At 37.7% G+C, this 17,052-nt stretch carries 16 protein-coding genes; 15 read left to right on the top strand and 1 reads right to left on the bottom strand.

What is annotated here, in order from left to right:
• From IGL36_RS10170 to IGL36_RS10135, 8 genes are all read left to right on the top strand, one after another.
• Complete coding sequence (locus tag IGL36_RS10170; RefSeq protein ID WP_002359606.1) at nucleotides 1-909, top strand: F0F1 ATP synthase subunit gamma; 909 nt, start codon at nucleotides 1-3, stop codon at nucleotides 907-909.
• 73 nt (nucleotides 910-982) lie between these two features.
• Nucleotides 983-2,389, top strand: a complete 1,407-nt coding sequence (gene atpD / locus IGL36_RS10165; RefSeq protein ID WP_002356558.1) for a F0F1 ATP synthase subunit beta — start codon at nucleotides 983-985, stop codon at nucleotides 2,387-2,389.
• 16 nt (nucleotides 2,390-2,405) lie between these two features.
• Nucleotides 2,406-2,825, top strand: a complete 420-nt coding sequence (locus IGL36_RS10160) for a F0F1 ATP synthase subunit epsilon (RefSeq protein WP_002356559.1) — start codon at nucleotides 2,406-2,408, stop codon at nucleotides 2,823-2,825.
• A 188-nt stretch (nucleotides 2,826-3,013) separates the two neighbouring features.
• Nucleotides 3,014-3,250, top strand: coding sequence for a DUF1146 family protein (locus tag IGL36_RS10155; RefSeq protein ID WP_002356560.1), 237 nt, complete (start codon nucleotides 3,014-3,016; stop codon nucleotides 3,248-3,250).
• A gap of 102 nt (nucleotides 3,251-3,352) precedes the next feature.
• Nucleotides 3,353-4,654 carry a UDP-N-acetylglucosamine 1-carboxyvinyltransferase gene (murA, locus tag IGL36_RS10150; RefSeq protein WP_002356562.1) on the top strand — a complete coding sequence of 434 codons (1,302 nt, stop codon included), beginning with the start codon at nucleotides 3,353-3,355 and terminating at the stop codon, nucleotides 4,652-4,654.
• Between the two features lie 13 nt (nucleotides 4,655-4,667).
• Nucleotides 4,668-4,844, top strand: a complete 177-nt coding sequence (locus IGL36_RS10145) for a DNA-directed RNA polymerase subunit beta (protein WP_002356564.1) — start codon at nucleotides 4,668-4,670, stop codon at nucleotides 4,842-4,844.
• Between the two features lie 127 nt (nucleotides 4,845-4,971).
• A complete protein-coding gene (locus tag IGL36_RS10140; protein WP_002356567.1) occupies nucleotides 4,972-5,340 on the top strand; it encodes a PTS glucitol/sorbitol transporter subunit IIA in 369 nt (122 codons plus the stop codon).
• A gap of 4 nt (nucleotides 5,341-5,344) precedes the next feature.
• Nucleotides 5,345-6,514: an AI-2E family transporter gene (locus IGL36_RS10135; protein WP_002381494.1), complete on the top strand. Its 1,170-nt coding sequence runs from the start codon at nucleotides 5,345-5,347 to the stop codon at nucleotides 6,512-6,514.
• Between the two features lie 61 nt (nucleotides 6,515-6,575).
• On the opposite strand, the gene IGL36_RS10130 is transcribed toward IGL36_RS10135, so the two are convergent.
• A complete protein-coding gene (locus tag IGL36_RS10130) occupies nucleotides 6,576-7,202 on the bottom strand; it encodes an FMN-dependent NADH-azoreductase (RefSeq protein ID WP_002356569.1) in 627 nt (208 codons plus the stop codon).
• A gap of 301 nt (nucleotides 7,203-7,503) precedes the next feature.
• Between IGL36_RS10130 and licT the strand changes: the two genes are divergently transcribed.
• The 7 genes from licT (at nucleotide 7,504) to IGL36_RS10095 (ending at nucleotide 17,048) form a co-directional block, all read left to right on the top strand.
• Nucleotides 7,504-8,346 carry a BglG family transcription antiterminator LicT gene (licT, locus tag IGL36_RS10125; RefSeq protein ID WP_002397991.1) on the top strand — a complete coding sequence of 281 codons (843 nt, stop codon included), beginning with the start codon at nucleotides 7,504-7,506 and terminating at the stop codon, nucleotides 8,344-8,346.
• A gap of 162 nt (nucleotides 8,347-8,508) precedes the next feature.
• A complete protein-coding gene (locus tag IGL36_RS10120; RefSeq protein WP_010717106.1) occupies nucleotides 8,509-10,389 on the top strand; it encodes a beta-glucoside-specific PTS transporter subunit IIABC in 1,881 nt (626 codons plus the stop codon).
• A 24-nt stretch (nucleotides 10,390-10,413) separates the two neighbouring features.
• Nucleotides 10,414-11,859 carry a glycoside hydrolase family 1 protein gene (locus IGL36_RS10115; protein ID WP_002362575.1) on the top strand — a complete coding sequence of 482 codons (1,446 nt, stop codon included), beginning with the start codon at nucleotides 10,414-10,416 and terminating at the stop codon, nucleotides 11,857-11,859.
• Between the two features lie 181 nt (nucleotides 11,860-12,040).
• Nucleotides 12,041-12,610, top strand: a complete 570-nt coding sequence (locus tag IGL36_RS10110; protein ID WP_002384153.1) for a guanylate kinase — start codon at nucleotides 12,041-12,043, stop codon at nucleotides 12,608-12,610.
• A gap of 147 nt (nucleotides 12,611-12,757) precedes the next feature.
• Complete coding sequence (locus IGL36_RS10105; protein ID WP_002359614.1) at nucleotides 12,758-13,435, top strand: TetR/AcrR family transcriptional regulator; 678 nt, start codon at nucleotides 12,758-12,760, stop codon at nucleotides 13,433-13,435.
• A 20-nt stretch (nucleotides 13,436-13,455) separates the two neighbouring features.
• A complete protein-coding gene (locus IGL36_RS10100) occupies nucleotides 13,456-15,183 on the top strand; it encodes an ABC transporter ATP-binding protein (protein ID WP_002367144.1) in 1,728 nt (575 codons plus the stop codon).
• The gene (locus tag IGL36_RS10095) at nucleotides 15,180-17,048 is read left to right on the top strand and encodes an ABC transporter ATP-binding protein (protein WP_002356577.1); all 1,869 of its coding nucleotides are present in this window, start codon (nucleotides 15,180-15,182) and stop codon (nucleotides 17,046-17,048) included. The genes IGL36_RS10100 and IGL36_RS10095 overlap by 4 nt, the downstream gene beginning before the upstream one ends.
• Nucleotides 17,049-17,052 lie beyond the last annotated feature (4 nt).

Raw genomic sequence — 17,052 nt, 5'->3', positions numbered from 1 at the left:
TTGGGTGCTTCATTAAACGAAATCAAACAACGCATTGCATCAACAAAAAAGACAAGCCAAATTACCAAAGCGATGCAAATGGTTTCTGCAGCCAAATTGACCAAGTCAGAAGGCGCCTCTAAAAGCTTTCAAGAATATTCTTCAAAAATTCGTAGTGTCGTTACGCATTTAGTAGCTGCTCAGTTAAGTGAATTACGTGAAACAGAACAATCTTCTCTTAGTGAAGGGAACTATCATGTGATGTTAGCACAACGACCTGTCAAAAAAACAGGCTATATCGTTATCACTTCTGACAAAGGGTTAGTTGGTGGCTACAATAGCTCAATCTTAAAACAAACCATGAGTATGATTCAAGAAGACCACGATTCTAATAAAGAATATGCCTTAATCGCCATTGGTGGTACAGGGGCGGATTTCTTTAAAGCACGCGGAATCGATGTTTCCTATGAGCTAAGAGGCTTAACGGATCAACCAACGTTTGAAGAAGTTCGTAAGATTGTGACAACGGCAACGACTATGTACCAAAACGAAGTGTTTGATGAATTGTATGTTTGTTATAATCACCACGTTAACTCACTAACGAGTCAGTTTCGTGTGGAAAAAATGTTGCCAATTACTGATTTAGATCCATCAGAGGCAACCTCTTACGAACAAGAATATCTTTTAGAGCCTTCACCTGAAGCAATCTTGGATCAATTATTACCACAATATGCAGAAAGCTTAATTTATGGGGCGATCATTGATGCGAAAACAGCAGAACATGCTGCTGGGATGACCGCCATGAAAACAGCCACTGACAATGCGCAAAATATTATTAGCGATTTAACAATTTCTTATAACCGTGCTCGTCAAGGGGCGATTACCCAAGAAATTACAGAAATTGTTGCTGGTGCAGCTGCACTAGAATAATCTAGTCTTACGTTTGAACGTTTATAAAAACGTTCAAAGCGTGTGACTTTATGAAGACTGGAGGAAAGAAATTATGAGTTCAGGAAAGATTGTTCAAGTAATCGGTCCCGTTGTTGACGTGGAATTTTCATTAGATCAATCCTTACCCGATATTAACAACGCTTTAGTCGTTTATAAAAATGGCGAAGCAAAACAAAAAGTAGTACTTGAAGTCGCTTTAGAACTAGGTGATGGAGTGATTCGTTCTATCGCCATGGAATCGACAGATGGTTTACAACGTGGAATGGAAGTTATCGATACAGGAAAATCAATTTCAGTTCCTGTTGGTAAAGATACATTGGGTCGTGTGTTTAACGTTTTAGGAGACACAATTGACTTAGAAGCGCCATTCCCTGCAGATGCTGAACGTAGTGGGATTCATAAAAAAGCGCCAGCATTTGATGAATTAAGTACCAGTAATGAAATTTTAGAAACAGGGATTAAAGTTATTGACTTATTAGCACCTTATCTAAAAGGTGGTAAAGTCGGACTTTTCGGTGGTGCCGGTGTTGGTAAAACCGTCTTAATTCAAGAATTAATTCATAATATTGCCCAAGAACATGGGGGGATTTCCGTCTTTACTGGTGTTGGTGAACGGACACGTGAAGGGAACGACCTGTACTATGAAATGAAAGATTCAGGCGTTATTGAAAAAACAGCCATGGTTTTTGGTCAAATGAACGAACCACCAGGTGCACGGATGCGTGTGGCCTTAACTGGGTTAACGATTGCTGAATATTTCCGTGATGTGGAAGGACAAGACGTGCTATTATTTATTGATAACATTTTCCGTTTCACCCAAGCCGGTTCAGAAGTTTCTGCCCTTTTAGGTCGGATGCCGTCAGCCGTTGGTTACCAACCAACCTTAGCGACTGAAATGGGACAATTACAAGAACGGATTACTTCAACGAAAAAAGGATCAATTACCTCTATTCAAGCAATCTATGTTCCAGCCGATGACTATACCGATCCAGCGCCAGCAACAGCGTTTGCCCATTTGGATGCAACAACTAACTTGGAACGTAAATTAACCGAACAAGGGATTTATCCAGCGGTAGATCCGTTAGCTTCATCTTCTAGTGCCTTGGCTCCTGAAATTGTTGGAGAAGAACACTACGAAGTGGCTACCGAAGTGCAACATATTTTACAACGTTACCGTGAATTACAAGATATCATCGCTATTTTAGGGATGGACGAATTATCAGATGACGAAAAAGTACTTGTTGGTCGCGCACGCCGTGTTCAATTCTTCTTATCTCAAAACTTTAACGTTGCTGAACAATTTACAGGTCAACCTGGTTCTTATGTACCAGTTGCGGAAACAGTTCGTGGCTTTAAAGAAATTCTTGAAGGTAAACATGACAATCTGCCAGAAGAAGCCTTCCGTAGTGTCGGTAAAATTGAAGATGCCATCGAAAAAGCGAAACAATTAAACTACTAGAAAGGCGGCAAACACAATGGATAGTCTTACTGTGAATGTAGTAACGCCTAATGGTCTAGTTTATGACCACCATGCAAAAATCGTTGTGGCGAAAACAACAGATGGTGAAATTGGTATTTTACCAAAACATGCGCCAATCATCGTTCCGCTAGCGATTGATGAAGTCCGCATCAAACGGACCGATTCAGATACACATGTTGACTGGGTAGCTGTAAATGGTGGTATCATGGAAGTCCGTGATAATGTCGTTTCTATTATTGCCGATAGTGCCGAACGTGAACGAGATATCGATGTACCTCGTGCTGAACGAGCAAAACAACGAGCAGAACGTTTAATTGAAGAAGCCAAAGCAAAAGACGACCGCGATCAACTACGTCGTGCGACTGTTGCTTTGCATCGTGCAATCAACCGGATCAACGTATCGAAACATGGGTAAAAAAGGCTGAAGGATTCAGTCACTTTTGTAGAGTTTAAGGCGCTTGCTATTGAGTCAGGTGCCTTAAACTCTATTTCTTCGTATTTTTTAATAAATAGTGTCAAATTTTGGCATTTCAAGTGGATTAATTATCGGTTTTTATTATTTTGTGATAAAATGTTCCTACGTTAGAAAAAAGGAGGCTCCTTATGCAATACTATGGAGTAGATGCTATTGTTCGAATCGTTAGTCATCTTATGTTCATTTACATAAGTTTTTGGGCGTTGCAATCATTGCGTATTGAGCAATTTTTCAAAACCCAATTTACACCGCAAATCAGAATGTTGATGGTATTTTTCGCCATCGCTATCGGATACACAGTTAGCTCGTTTGCTTTAGAATTGATTGCGCTTTGTCGAAATCTTTTCATTGTGTATTTTCCTTAAAAATTGAAAAATAAAAAAAGGTACAATTTTTAGTTGAATAATGGTATAATAGTAAAGATTTTGAATAGGAATACCTATTCTCATTTTTTTGGGGGGAACAAAATGGAACAAATTATTGTTCATGGTGGTAATACAAAATTAGAAGGAACTGTAAAAATTGAAGGCGCCAAAAACGCTGTTTTACCAATTTTAGCAGCTACTCTTTTAGCTGAAGAAGGCGTTACTACTTTAAAAAATGTACCAATTTTATCTGATGTATTTACAATGAATCAAGTAATTAAGCATTTGAATGTAGCCATTGATTTTGATGAAGACGCGAATGAAGTAACAATAGACGCAACACAACCTTTAGGAATCGAAGCAAACTATGAGTACGTTAGTAAAATGCGTGCTTCTATCGTTGTAATGGGACCTTTATTGGCTCGTAATGGCCATGCCAAAGTGGCAATGCCAGGTGGCTGTGCCATTGGAAAACGACCAATTGATTTACACTTAAAAGGCTTCCAAGCATTAGGTGCAAAAATCATCCAAAAAAATGGTTATATTGAAGCAATTGCGGATGAACTAATCGGTAACACTATTTACTTAGACTTCCCAAGTGTCGGCGCTACGCAAAACATTATGATGGCTGCTGTTCGTGCGAAAGGAACAACCATCATTGAAAACGTTGCTCGTGAACCTGAAATCGTTGACTTAGCAAACATTTTAAACAAAATGGGTGCCAATGTTATCGGTGCTGGAACAGAAACGATGCGTATCGAAGGCGTCGATAAATTACATGCCGTAGAGCATTCAATCGTTCAAGATCGAATTGAAGCAGGTACGTTCATGGTAGCTGCAGCAATGACTGAGGGCAATGTTTTAATTGAAGAAGCAATTTCTGAACATAATCGTCCGCTAATTTCTAAATTAACTGAAATGGGTGCAATCATTGAAGAAGAAGAAAACGGCATCCGTGTAATTGGACCAAAACATCTAAAACCAACAGATGTTAAGACAATGCCGCATCCTGGTTTCCCAACAGACATGCAAGCGCAAATGACAGCGATCCAAATGTTTGCTGAAGGAACAAGCATCGTGACAGAAACAGTCTTTGAAAATCGTTACCAACACTTAGAGGAAATGCGTCGAATGAACGCTGACTTAAAAATTGACGGCAACATTGCCGTTATTAATGGTGGCAACGAGTTACAAGGAGCAGCAGTGGAAGCCACTGATTTACGGGCAGCTGCCGCATTGATTTTAGTAGGGTTACGTGCAAATGGCATTACACGTGTCTCTAATTTGAAATATTTAGATCGTGGCTATTATGAGTTCCATAAAAAACTTCAAAAATTAGGCGCGAACGTTGAACGTGTCAATGATGAAAAAATTGAAGAAAAACAAGCAACGACAGTAATCTAAAGGAGTCAAACGTATGAGTTCATTTCGTTATATTTTAGTAACATTATTGAAAATTCTAGTGGTCATTTCGTTAGTCATTATCTTATTTGTTGTGGGAACAATGATTGGTTATGGTTTGATTGGAAATGGGAATCCAATGGATGTCTTTGATGAAAAAATTTGGACTCATATTATGAACTTCTTTAAATAAAAACTTATTTTAAGGCGGTGAACAAAAGTCAATTGACGATTGTTCATCGCCTTTTCTTTTTCCTGAATATCTATTTTATTCTATGCTATAATAATAGAAGTAAGATAATGAAGGAGTGGGATGGAAGATGCAAGCAACCGTAACAGAAATAGGCAAACATGCAATCGATGATTCAGAAAAAATGATTATTCTTTTTGGAGAAACTGCTACCGATACCTTGAAGCAACATGCAGTTATTCAATCATTCCCAGAAAAAGACCAAGTTACCTTGGCAGAAGGAGATCATCTGAAAATTGGCGATACAAACTATACAATTACAAAAGTGGGTTCTTTTGCCAATAGTAACTTGCAAAGTATCGCTCACAGCACTTTAATCTTTGCTGATGCACCAACCGATGAGGATGATGTTATCCGAAATGGTGTTTATTTAACGCCCCATCAGTTACCAAAGATAACCATTGGAACAACAATTGATTATTTAGTAAATGGAGCGTGAATCAATGGATAAAAAACAAACGACTGATAAACGCCTGTCTTGGTTTTGGCGTTGGTTTTTAAATAATCAAGTAGTAACAGCCTTACTGATTGTCTTATTGGTGCTGTTAATTATTCTAACTTTTACGAAAGTTTCTTATTTATTTAAGCCCGTCTGGCAGTTTTTCGGCGTTGTCGGCTTACCAGTAATTATGGCGGGGATTTTATATTATTTATTAAATCCGATTGTCGATTATTTAGAGAAAAAACAAATCTCACGTGTCTGGAGTATTATCGGCCTATTTATTTTAATTGTGGCACTACTCATTTGGGGTGGTATTGTAATCGTTCCTAAAATTCGTGAGCAATCTGTCAGCTTTGTGAATCATTTTCCTCAATATATTGATACAATTGATCAAAAATCGCAGGAAATATTAAGTGATCCACTTTTCGCGCAATTTAGAGAACAACTTGAAGCGGCAGGCGATAAAGTTGTCAGCTCGTTAGGTACCATCATTAAAAACGTCTCAACGTTCACAGTACAAGGAATTGGTAATTTCTTTGGGGCGGTGGCTACGATCTTTGTCGCCATCATTACGATGCCCTTTATTCTATTTTATTTACTGAAAGATGGCAAAAACTTAGCGCCATATTTAATGAAGTTTTTACCAGTGAAGATGCGTAAACCAACCTTAAAAGTTCTTGCAGAAGTCAATGATCAAGTCTCTTCTTATATTAGAGGACAATTAACTGTCGCTTTCGCAGTGGCAATTATGTTTATGATTGGTTTTTCTGTCATTGGCTTAGATTATGCAGTCACTTTAGGTATTGCAGCAGGCTTTTTAAATTTAATCCCTTATTTAGGGTCATTTTTAGCCATGATTCCAGCAGTCTTTTTAGGAATTGTCAGTGGGCCAGCTTTGTTAATTAAAGTCTTGATTGTTTTTGCCATTGAGCAAACGGTCGAAGGTCGGTTTATTTCACCACTTGTCCTAGGCAGTCAGTTATCCATTCATCCAGTCACCATTTTGGTTGTTTTATTAACGTCTGGTAAACTATTTGGGATTGTCGGGGTGATTTTAGGAATTCCTGTTTATGCCGCAGCTAAGGTGATAATTACACACATTTTTGAGTGGTACCAAATTGTTTCCGGTTTGTATGATGAAGATAAGCCAGATCAACAAGAATCTACGTAACAAAAGAGACAAGCAGTGAACGAACTGCTTGTCTCTTTTTGATGTAAATCACTCGGAAAATTTAGAATGTTTTACCGTATTCAGTTGCTTTGGTCATGGCAGTATTTAAAAGTTCTTCCGCGCGATCAGGGAAATGATCGATTCCTTCGATGAATAATCCGTCAACTTGCTCAACACCAATAAAGTTTAGAATCGCTTTAATGTATTGAGAAGCAAAATCTTTTCCTTCGTAGAAGCCGCCATTTGATTGGATGTGTAAGGCTTTTTTACCACTTGTTAGAGGTTTTGGTCCTTCTGCAGTATATTGGAATGTTTTTCCAGCAACGTTGATTGTATCTACCCAAGCTTTTAAGCGTGTCGGTACGTTTAAGTTCCACATTGGATTAGCAATTACTACTTTGTCGGCAGATAAAAATTGATCAGTTAATTCATTAAAACGAGCCACTTTTTGTTGTTGGTTTTCGCTTAATGTTTCAAATGCTGCGCCAGCGCGAAGTGCACCCCAAGCAGATAATAATTCTTCATCGATTTCCGGCATGTTTGTTTCTGGTGCATAAACATCTAAAATTTCGATTTCGTCTGATGGATTTGTTTCACGGTATGAAGCTAAAAATGTTTCTAACGCACGAACTGAGCGTGATTCTTCTTTTGTTAATGGATGTGCTTTAACAACTAATAATTTTGACATTGTGTAATCTCCTTAAAATAAATAGTTTAAAAATTCAACATCTCTATTTTACTAATAAAAAGTAAGAGAAAGCAAGTCTTTTTTTTACTTTTAGTAAACTTTTTTTTAAAATGGATCAAAAGAGTAAAAAATAAATAAAAATATTTTTTTGGAAAGGCTTGCATATTAAAAAAAAGCATGCTATTATTACTTTGTAAATAAGGATTGTTACTGCTTTGCAGGCAAAACCAGAGTCTTCCATTAACACAATCAGTGGAGGGATTCTGGGCTTTTTTTATAAAAAAGTGAGGTTGCATTCATCATGAGGATTGAAAAAGTTTTAAATAATAATGTCGTGCTTTCAAGAAATGAGCAAGGCGAAGAAATTGTTTATATGGGACGCGGCTTAGCCTTTCAAAAGAAGATTGGAGACACGATCAATCCAGATTATGTTGAAAAGGAATTCGTGTTAAAGGACTCCGCTATGGCAGGGCAATTCCAGCAGCTGTTTGAAGACGTCCCCACCAAAGAAGTAGAAGTCGTCAAACAAATCGTTGATTTAGCAGAAACAACGCTAGCGATTGAGCTTTCATCAAATATTTATTTAACTTTAACGGATCATATTCACTATGCGTTACTTCGAGCCAAAGAAGGAATTGATATTCCGAATCCTCTTGTATTCGAAACACGCAAATTTTATCCTAAAGAATTTGAAATCGCAAAGCAAGCATTAGCGATTATTGCTGAAAAGCTAGAGGTTCAATTTTCAGAAAATGAAGCGGGCTTCATTGCTTTTCATATTGTGAATGCTGAACAAGGAAATGGCAATATGGAAGTTACCATGGAAGCAACCAAGATGGTTCGTGATATTTTAACGATTATTAGTCGCTACTTTGGACAGGTGTTTGATGAAGATTCATTGAACTATCAACGAATTGTTACACATCTTCAATATTTTGCGCAACGTTATTTAAAACAAGAAGCGCATGATGAGGAGGACGAATTTCTTTTTGCATTGGTCCAAGGAAAGTATCCTAAGGCGTTTCAAGCGGTCCAACGTATTAATGAGTATTTATTAAAAAGCTATGATCGACCAATTGATCAAGCGGAAATGATTTATTTAACCATTCATATCCAAAGAGTGGTCAATGATAAAAAAGCATAACAACCAATAATCGCGGATTGTTACTGATAATGCAGGCAAAACCTAGATTGAAAAAACCGATAATGATTTTCGCAGACTGCGCAGCTGTGAAGAGAAGGATCCGGCTCTTTTTCAATGTAGGTTTTTTTGATATTAAAAATTAATGGAAATGAGGATCTAGAGATGAGTAAAAATCAAGAAATTGCAGCACGTGTGTTAAAAGCTGTCGGGGGCGAAGGGAACGTTAATAGTGTTGTTCACTGTGCTACGCGCTTACGTTTTAAATTAAAAGATGAAAATAAAGCAGATACAGCTACATTGAATGCTGACCCAGATGTTATTCAGGTAGTTCAAAGTGCAGGACAATATCAAGTGGTTATTGGCAGTCACGTTAGTGATGTGTATAAGGATTTGATGGCCAACAGTGGACTAGGTAATGATTCTGATAATAGAGAAAAAGAAAGTGGCGGAAATATCTTTAACCGTTTAATTGATATTATTTCTTCTATTTTTACACCGTTTTTAGGTGCAATGGCCGGCGCTGGGGTTCTAAAAGGCTTCTTAACATTGGCTGTAACTATGGGCTGGTTAGCTGACACTTCAGGCGTATATCTTGTTCTCTTTTCGATTGCAGATGGTTTATTTACTTTCTTACCAATTATGTTAGCGTTTACGGCTGCTAAAAAATTCAATACTAATCCCTTTTTAGCGGTTGCTTTGGCGATGGCCTTAGTTCATCCCAGCATTACTGCTTTAGCAGGCAAAACAATTAGCTTTGCTGGTCTTCCAGTGATTATTGGGCCAAGTGGCTATACTTCTTCGGTTTTACCAATTATTTTGGCTGTTTTTGCACAAAGTTATGTGGAACGTTTCTTCAAAAAAGTAATTCCGAGTTTTCTACAAATTATCTGCGTTCCGTTAGCTGTGTTCCTTATTATGGCACCTGTTACCTTCTTAGCTATTGGTCCTATCGGGACGGTCATCGGCGATTGGTTGGGACAAGGATACAACGCAATTTACGCTTTTAGTCCAATTATCGCAGGGTTATTAATGGGTTCGTTGTGGCAAGTCTTGGTAATGTTTGGTATGCATTGGGGCTTTGTACCAATTATGATGTTAAACTTAACACAAGGTGGCGATACGATGGTACCAATGTTATTACCAGCCGTTATTGCACAAGGCGGGGCTGCTTTAGCTGTCTTTTTCCTAACAAAAAATGTGAAATTAAAAGGTTTGGCTTTGTCTTCAAGTATTACGACTATTTTTGGAATTACTGAACCAACTGTATATGGCGTGACTTTACCATTGAAAAAACCATTTATTGCAGCTTGTATTGGTGGCGGTATCGGTGGTGCATTTGTGGCTATGAATCACGTGAAAAACTTTACGTTTGGCTTGGTTAGTATGTTGAGCTTACCTGGGTTTATTCCTGCAGAGACAAAAGATACTGCACCGATGATTACTGGTGCAATTGGTGCCGGAATTGCTTTTATCATTGCGTTTGTCTTAACGTTTGTCTTACGTTTTGAAGATCAACCTAATCCAGAAACAGCAACTGAAAAAACAGCAACTGATAAGGTGGTGGCACCTGTAAAAACGAATCAAGAAGACAAAATTATTTTAGCAAGTCCACTTCAAGGTGAAATTTTACCGCTAGAAAAAGTACAAGACCCTGTTTTTGCTTCAGGTGCTTTAGGAAAAGGTGTTGCAATTGAGCCGACTGAAGGCAAACTGTATGCACCAGCAGATGGTGAAATCACCACATTATTTCCGACAGGACATGCTGTTGGCTTGACGACAACAGAGGGCGTTGAATTATTAATGCATATTGGCATGGATACGGTCGAATTAGATGGTAAAGGCTTTGAATTATCAGTGAAACAAGGTGATTCTGTTAAAAAAGGAGATTTGCTAGTTACTTTTGATATTGCTGCCATTAAAGAAGCTGGTTATCCGGTAGTTACACCGATTGTGGTAACGAATACGAATGATTATTTAGATGTTTTGGATATGAACCAAATAGACGTGTTACATGGTGAAGACTTTTTAGCCATTATTAAATAAAAGACAATTGGAGGAGGAACAAGTATGACAACAACGACAAAATTTCCAAAAGGATTTTTATGGGGCGGTGCGACCGCAGCCAATCAATTAGAAGGGGCTTACTTAGCCGATGGTAAAGGGTTATCTGTGGCAGATGCGATGCCGGGAGGAAAACAACGTTTCGCTATTTTAGGAGATGAAGCGTTTGATTGGACGATTGACGAAACGAAATATCGCTACCCTAATCATACAGGAATTGATCACTATGATCGCTTTAAAGAGGACATTGCGTTGTTTGCTAAAATGGGCTTCAAATGTTATCGCTTTTCAATTGCGTGGTCGCGTATTTTTCCACAAGGAGATGAAACACAACCGAATGAAGCCGGCTTGAAATTTTATGATGCGGTTATCGATGAATGTTTAAGCTATAACATTGAACCAGTAATTACGATTTCTCATTATGAAATGCCACTGCATTTAGCGAAAGAATACGGCGGGTGGAAAAATCGTCAATTAGTTGACTTTTATGAACGTTTTGCGGAAACTGTTTTAACACGTTACCACCAAAAAGTTAACTATTGGATGACATTCAATGAAATTAATTCAGCTTTTCATTTCCCAGCGCTTAGTCAAGGATTGGTAAAAAGCAATGGAGCCAATGATTATCAAAACATTTTCCAAGCATGGCATAATCAATTTGTTGCAAGTAGTAAAGCTGTAAAAATTGGCCATGAATTAAATCCAGAATTACAAATTGGATGTATGATTATTTATGCCACAACGTATGGCATTGATTCGAATCCAGTCAATCAAGTTGCTACAATGATTGAAAACCAAGAGTTTAATTATTATTGTACAGATGTTCAAGTTCGTGGTGAATATCCAGCATACGCAGAACGCATGTATCAAAAATATGCTGTGAAAGACTTAGTTATTGAAGAAGGCGATTTAGAATTATTAAAAGAATACCCAGTGGATTACATTGGCTTTAGTTATTATATGTCGACTGCTGTCGATGTTACTGGTACTACCAACGATACAGCAAATGGGAATCTTTTAGGCGGCGTTAAAAATCCCTTCTTAGAAGCAAGTGAATGGGGTTGGCAAATTGATCCCGAAGGCTTACGAATTGCCCTAAATGAATTATATAATCGTTATCAAAAACCTTTATTTATTGTGGAAAACGGCTTAGGTGCAATTGATAAAGTAGACGAAAATTTCTATGTGGCAGACGACTATCGGATTGATTATTTACGTCGTCATATTGAAGCAATGGCAGAAGCAGTTGCAGACGGCGTCGATTTAATGGGCTATACGCCGTGGGGCTGTATTGATTTAGTCAGTGCTTCCACAGGTGAAATGAGTAAACGGTATGGGTTTATTTACGTTGATTTAGACGATGAAGGAAATGGTACTAAAAACCGTTATGAAAAAAAATCGTTTAATTGGTACAAACAAGTTATTGAAACTAATGGACAAAACTTAGACTAGTTATTGTAATTAAACAAAACAAGATAAGCGTAGTAGGTTGTTGCTTCTGTTCCCGCCGTTTATTAATTTTTAAGCTTGGACCAAAAATCTAAAGTGATTTTTGGCCCAAGCTCTTTTTTGTCAATTTTTCAAAATAGTGCACAATACGTTATAATAGAAACAACTGAGAGGAGCGTTTCTAATGATTAAGCAATTACAACATCCATTTTTTGTTATTATGGGTCCGAGTGGTTCTGGCAAGACCGCAATTACAAGTAAGGTTTTTCCGAAAAACTATAAAGTTATCTCGCATACTACGAGGAAAAAACGATTGGATGAAGTGGATGGTGTGGATTACTATTTTGAAACAAAAGCAAGTTTTCAAACCTTGATTGAAACCAATCAGTTAGTGGAGTATGATTTTTACCATGGAAACTATTACGGTGTCGGTGTAGATGCCATCGTTGAAACAACGAAAGAGCATCCAGCCTATAATGCGTTAACTTTTCCAGGCTTTCAAGCGGTCTTTGAGCGTTTCGGCGAGTCCGTCATTCCAGTTTTTTTTGACGTTTCAAAAGAAAATATTTATCAACGTTTAAAGCAACGAGAATCTGATCCTAAAATTATTGAAGAACGTTTAAACCTTTATGATCAAGAAATTCTTATCAAAAACCAATTGGAACAATATCCTAATTATCAACGAATAGATGCCAATGGACCTATAAAAGAGGTCGCTGGCTTGTTACAAGAATGCATCAAACACTATTATTAATCAAGCAACTGGTGAGACAGAATCTAACATTAATTTTGTCTTGCTGGGTGCTTGATTTTTTTTGTAAAAAACTTGCATTCTGAATAGAGAGTGCTATAATGACATGGTGTCATATGACAATGTGTCATAAAAGGGAGGAACACAAATATGCCTACGAATACGTTTTTTCATTTGCCAGAAGAAAAGCAACAACGCTTATTAGATGCTGCGCAAATTGAATTTTCACGACATTCTTTACAAGAAGCGTCAATTGCAAATATTGTTAAATTAGCGGAAATTCCTCGCGGTAGCTTTTATCAATATTTTGAGAACAAAGAAGATTTATATTTTTATTACTTTGCGACATTAAGAAAAAATAGTGAACGAGATTTAGAGAAACAAATTATTGCGGAAGATGGCGATTTAATCGAAGCCATGGATGTCTATTTCTCCAAGATGATTGTCGAAGTGCTAACTGGAGAGAATGCTTCTTTCTATCGGAATTTATTTGTCAACATGGACTATCGTGCTTCACGTCGGGTGACAGATAATTTAGCGACTGGGGAAGAGGAAAAAAATAGGAAACAGCACTGTCATAAGCATAGAGGAAGAAAAGGCCATGCTGCCTATGCAGAACATCTTTATCAAATAATCGATCGTTCGAAATTAACCATTGAAACGCCAAAAGAATTCACATGGTTCATGCAGACGGCGATGCATGCCGTTTTCTCAACAATTGTTGACGGGTATCGTCAACAAAGAGAAAATACCGCCTATGATTCAACTGAAGCAGTCAAACAATTAAAAATGAAATTAAATTGGTTGAAAAATGGCGCTTATAAGTAGCAAAAAGGAGGAGAAGTTAGTTGATTAAACTAGTCAAACGGATGTCATTATGGTCGGTCTTTGCAGCGGTTTTATTTATGATCGTGCAAATTATCGCAGATTTATATCTGCCCACATTAACATCTAATATCATTAATGACGGTGTTGCTAAAGGAGATATTAACTATATTTGGAGTACAGGAGTTGTCATGTTAGGCTTTTCTTTGATTAGCATTGTCGCTTCTATTGGAAATACCTTTTTTGCCACCAAAGAATCACAAAGTTTAGGTAAAAAATTACGGACTGATATTTATCGAAAAGTTGAAAATTTTTCTAATAATGAATTTGACAAATTTGGGACAGCTTCGCTAATTACACGAACAACCAATGATGTCAATCAGATTCAAATGGTTATGCAAATGTTTTTACGTTTAATGATTAACGCACCTTTAACGTTAATTGGTGCAAGTTTTATGGCGTATAACAAGGACCCGCAATTAACGAAAATTTTTCTATATGTTTTACCAATTATGGCTGTTTTAGTGGGAGGTATCATGTTTTTAGCGGTTCCGTTATTTAAGAGTATGCAAAAGAAAACCGACCGTTTAAATTTAGTTTTTCGTGAAGGACTGACAGGGGTTCGTGTGATTCGGGCCTTTGGCAAAGCAAACTATGAAGAACAACGTTTTGATGAAGCCAATAAGGATTATACACAAACGGCGATTAAAGTGAATACGATTGTCGCTTTGATGATTCCTTTAATGACACTCATTATGAGTGGTACCAATATTGCAATCACTTGGTTTGGCGGTCATTATATTGCGGAAATGCAACTAGAAGTAGGGAACTTAATTGCTTTTATGACTTATGCCATGCAAATTCTGATGAGTTTCATGATGTTATCTATGATTTTTGTCATGGTACCGCGGGCGCAAGCTTCTGCTGATCGGATTAATGAGGTGCTAAATACTGATTCAGAAATCAAAGATGTACCCAATCCAGAACTGCTTTCTCTAAAAGGCGACGAAGCAACATTGGCGTTTGAACATGTTAATTATCGTTACCAGCATGCTGAAAACTTAGCACTGGAAGATATAGATTTTTCAGCAAAATCTGGGGAGACGGTCGCAATTATTGGTGGGACAGGTTCTGGGAAAACAACGCTGGTTAATCTTTTACCACGTTTTTATGATGTTGAATCTGGCAAGATTTTGCTAAATGGTAAAAACATTAAAGATACGTCACAGCATAATTTACGAGAAATGATTGGCTTTGTACCGCAAAAGGCTGTTTTATTTACAGGAACGATTCGTGAAAATATGCAATACGGCGCCCCAAATGCGACCGATGAAGAAATTTGGCAAGCTTTAGAAATTGCGCAGGCGAAGGCGTTTGTTTCAGAATTGGCAGAAGGTTTGGATAGTCATGTCGAACAAGGCGGCGGTAATTTTTCTGGCGGACAACGCCAGCGGTTGGCTATTGCTCGTGCTTTAGTAAAACCAGCAGATGTCTATGTTTTTGATGATTCCTTTTCTGCATTGGACTTCAAAACAGATGCTAATTTAAGAAAAGCCTTAAAAGAGCAGATGACGGATGCAATTGTCGTTTTAGTGGCCCAACGTGTAAGTACGGTTATGGAAGCATCGACAATTTTAGTATTAGACGAAGGAAAATTAGTTGGTAAAGGAACGCATGAAGAGTTATTAGCGAATAACCAAACGTATCAAGAAATTGTACATTCTCAATTGAGAGAGGAGGACCTTGCATGAGTAGTCGACCAAAAGGCGGACCAATGGGCGGGGGACCAGGACGCAACATTGGCGCAAAAGGGCCAAAACCAAAAAATTTCTGGAAAACAGTGAAACGTTTATTTCGGTACATGTCTAAACGAATGCTGTCAATTATTGCAGTCTTAGTATTAGCAATCGCAGCCGTCGTTTTCCAAATCCAAACACCAAAAGTATTAGGACAGGCAACAACTGAAATTTTTAAAGGCGTCATGAAAGGCGCTGCTGAAATGAAACAAGGCTTAAAAATAACTTCTTTTCCAATTGATTTTGACAAAATCGGTCAAATTTTATTAATTGTTATTGCCATGTATCTTATTTCTGCTGTCTTTAATTTCTTGCAGCAAGTAATTATGACACGTGTTTCACAGCGAACAGTTTATGAATTACGTCAAGAATTAGAAGCGAAAATGAACAAAGTTCCAATTTCCTATTATGATACTCATAGTAATGGGGACATTATGTCGCGGGCAATTAACGACATGGATAATATTGCGAGTACTTTACAACAAAACTTAACCCAATTAATTACCAGTATCGTGACATTTGTGGGTGTACTTTGGATGATGCTGACCATTAGCTGGCAGTTAACACTAATTGCCTTAGCAACAGTGCCATTAAGTTTAATTGTTGTGATGGTTGTGGCGCCTCGCTCGCAAAAACATTTTGCGGCTCAACAAAAAAGCTTAGGATTATTGAATAACCAAGTCGAAGAAACCTACGGTGGTCACGTAGTAGTAAAAAGTTTCAACCACGAAGAAAGTGATCAAGAAGTATTTGAAAAAGAAAATGAAAAATTATATCATGCTGGTCGAAAAGCACAATTTATTTCAGCGATCATTATGCCTTTAATGAACTTTATCAAAAATCTAGGCTATGTGTTTGTTGCAGTCCTTGGTGGCGTAAAAGTAGCGAATGGTATGATGGATTTAGGGGATGTCCAAGCATTTCTTCAATATACCAATCAATTTTCACAACCGATTACTCAAATCGCTAATTTAATGAATACAATCCAAGCTACGGTGGCTTCGGCAGAACGTGTCTTTGAAGTATTAGATGAAGAAGAAATGGTGGATGAACCTTCTGGCGTACCAGTGGAAACAGATAGTCCTTATCGTGTTTCTTTTGAACATGTTGCTTTTGGCTATTCACCAGAGAAATTATTAATGAAAGATTTCAATTTAAATGTTAAACCTGGGGAAATGGTCGCAATCGTGGGCCCAACAGGTGCTGGAAAAACAACCCTAATTAACTTATTGGAACGCTTCTATGATATTAGTAGCGGCAGCATCAAATATGATGGCGTAGATACGCGCGATTTGTCTCGCGAAGAGTTGCGAGCACACTTTTCAATGGTTCTTCAAGATACTTGGTTGTTCACTGGAAGTATCTATGACAATATTCATTATGGTAATGACCAAGCGAGCGAAGAAGAAGTGATCCGTGCGGCGAAAGCAGCCCATGTGGATGATTTTGTCAGAAAATTACCAGAAGGCTATCAAACGATTCTAAATGAAGAAGCCAGCAATATTTCTCAAGGTCAACGACAATTAATTACAATTGCTCGAGCATTCTTAGCAAATCCAGACGTTTTAATTTTGGATGAAGCCACCTCAAGTGTGGACACTCGAACAGAAATACTGATTCAAGCAGCAATGAATCGTTTATTGGAAAATCGGACCAGCTTTGTAGTTGCTCATCGCTTGTCAACTATCCGTGATGCCGATACGATTATCGTTATGGCAGAAGGTTCAATTGTAGAAACAGGAACCCACGATGAATTAATGGCGAAAAACGGTTTTTATGCTGACTTATATAACAGTCAGTTTTCAGAAGAAGTAGCCTAAAAGG

It is taken from the genome of Enterococcus sp. AZ011 (genome assembly GCF_050548355.1).
GTDB classification, from domain to species: Bacteria; Bacillota; Bacilli; order Lactobacillales; family Enterococcaceae; genus Enterococcus; species Enterococcus faecalis.
This window is presented reverse-complemented; position numbering and strand designations above follow the sequence as displayed.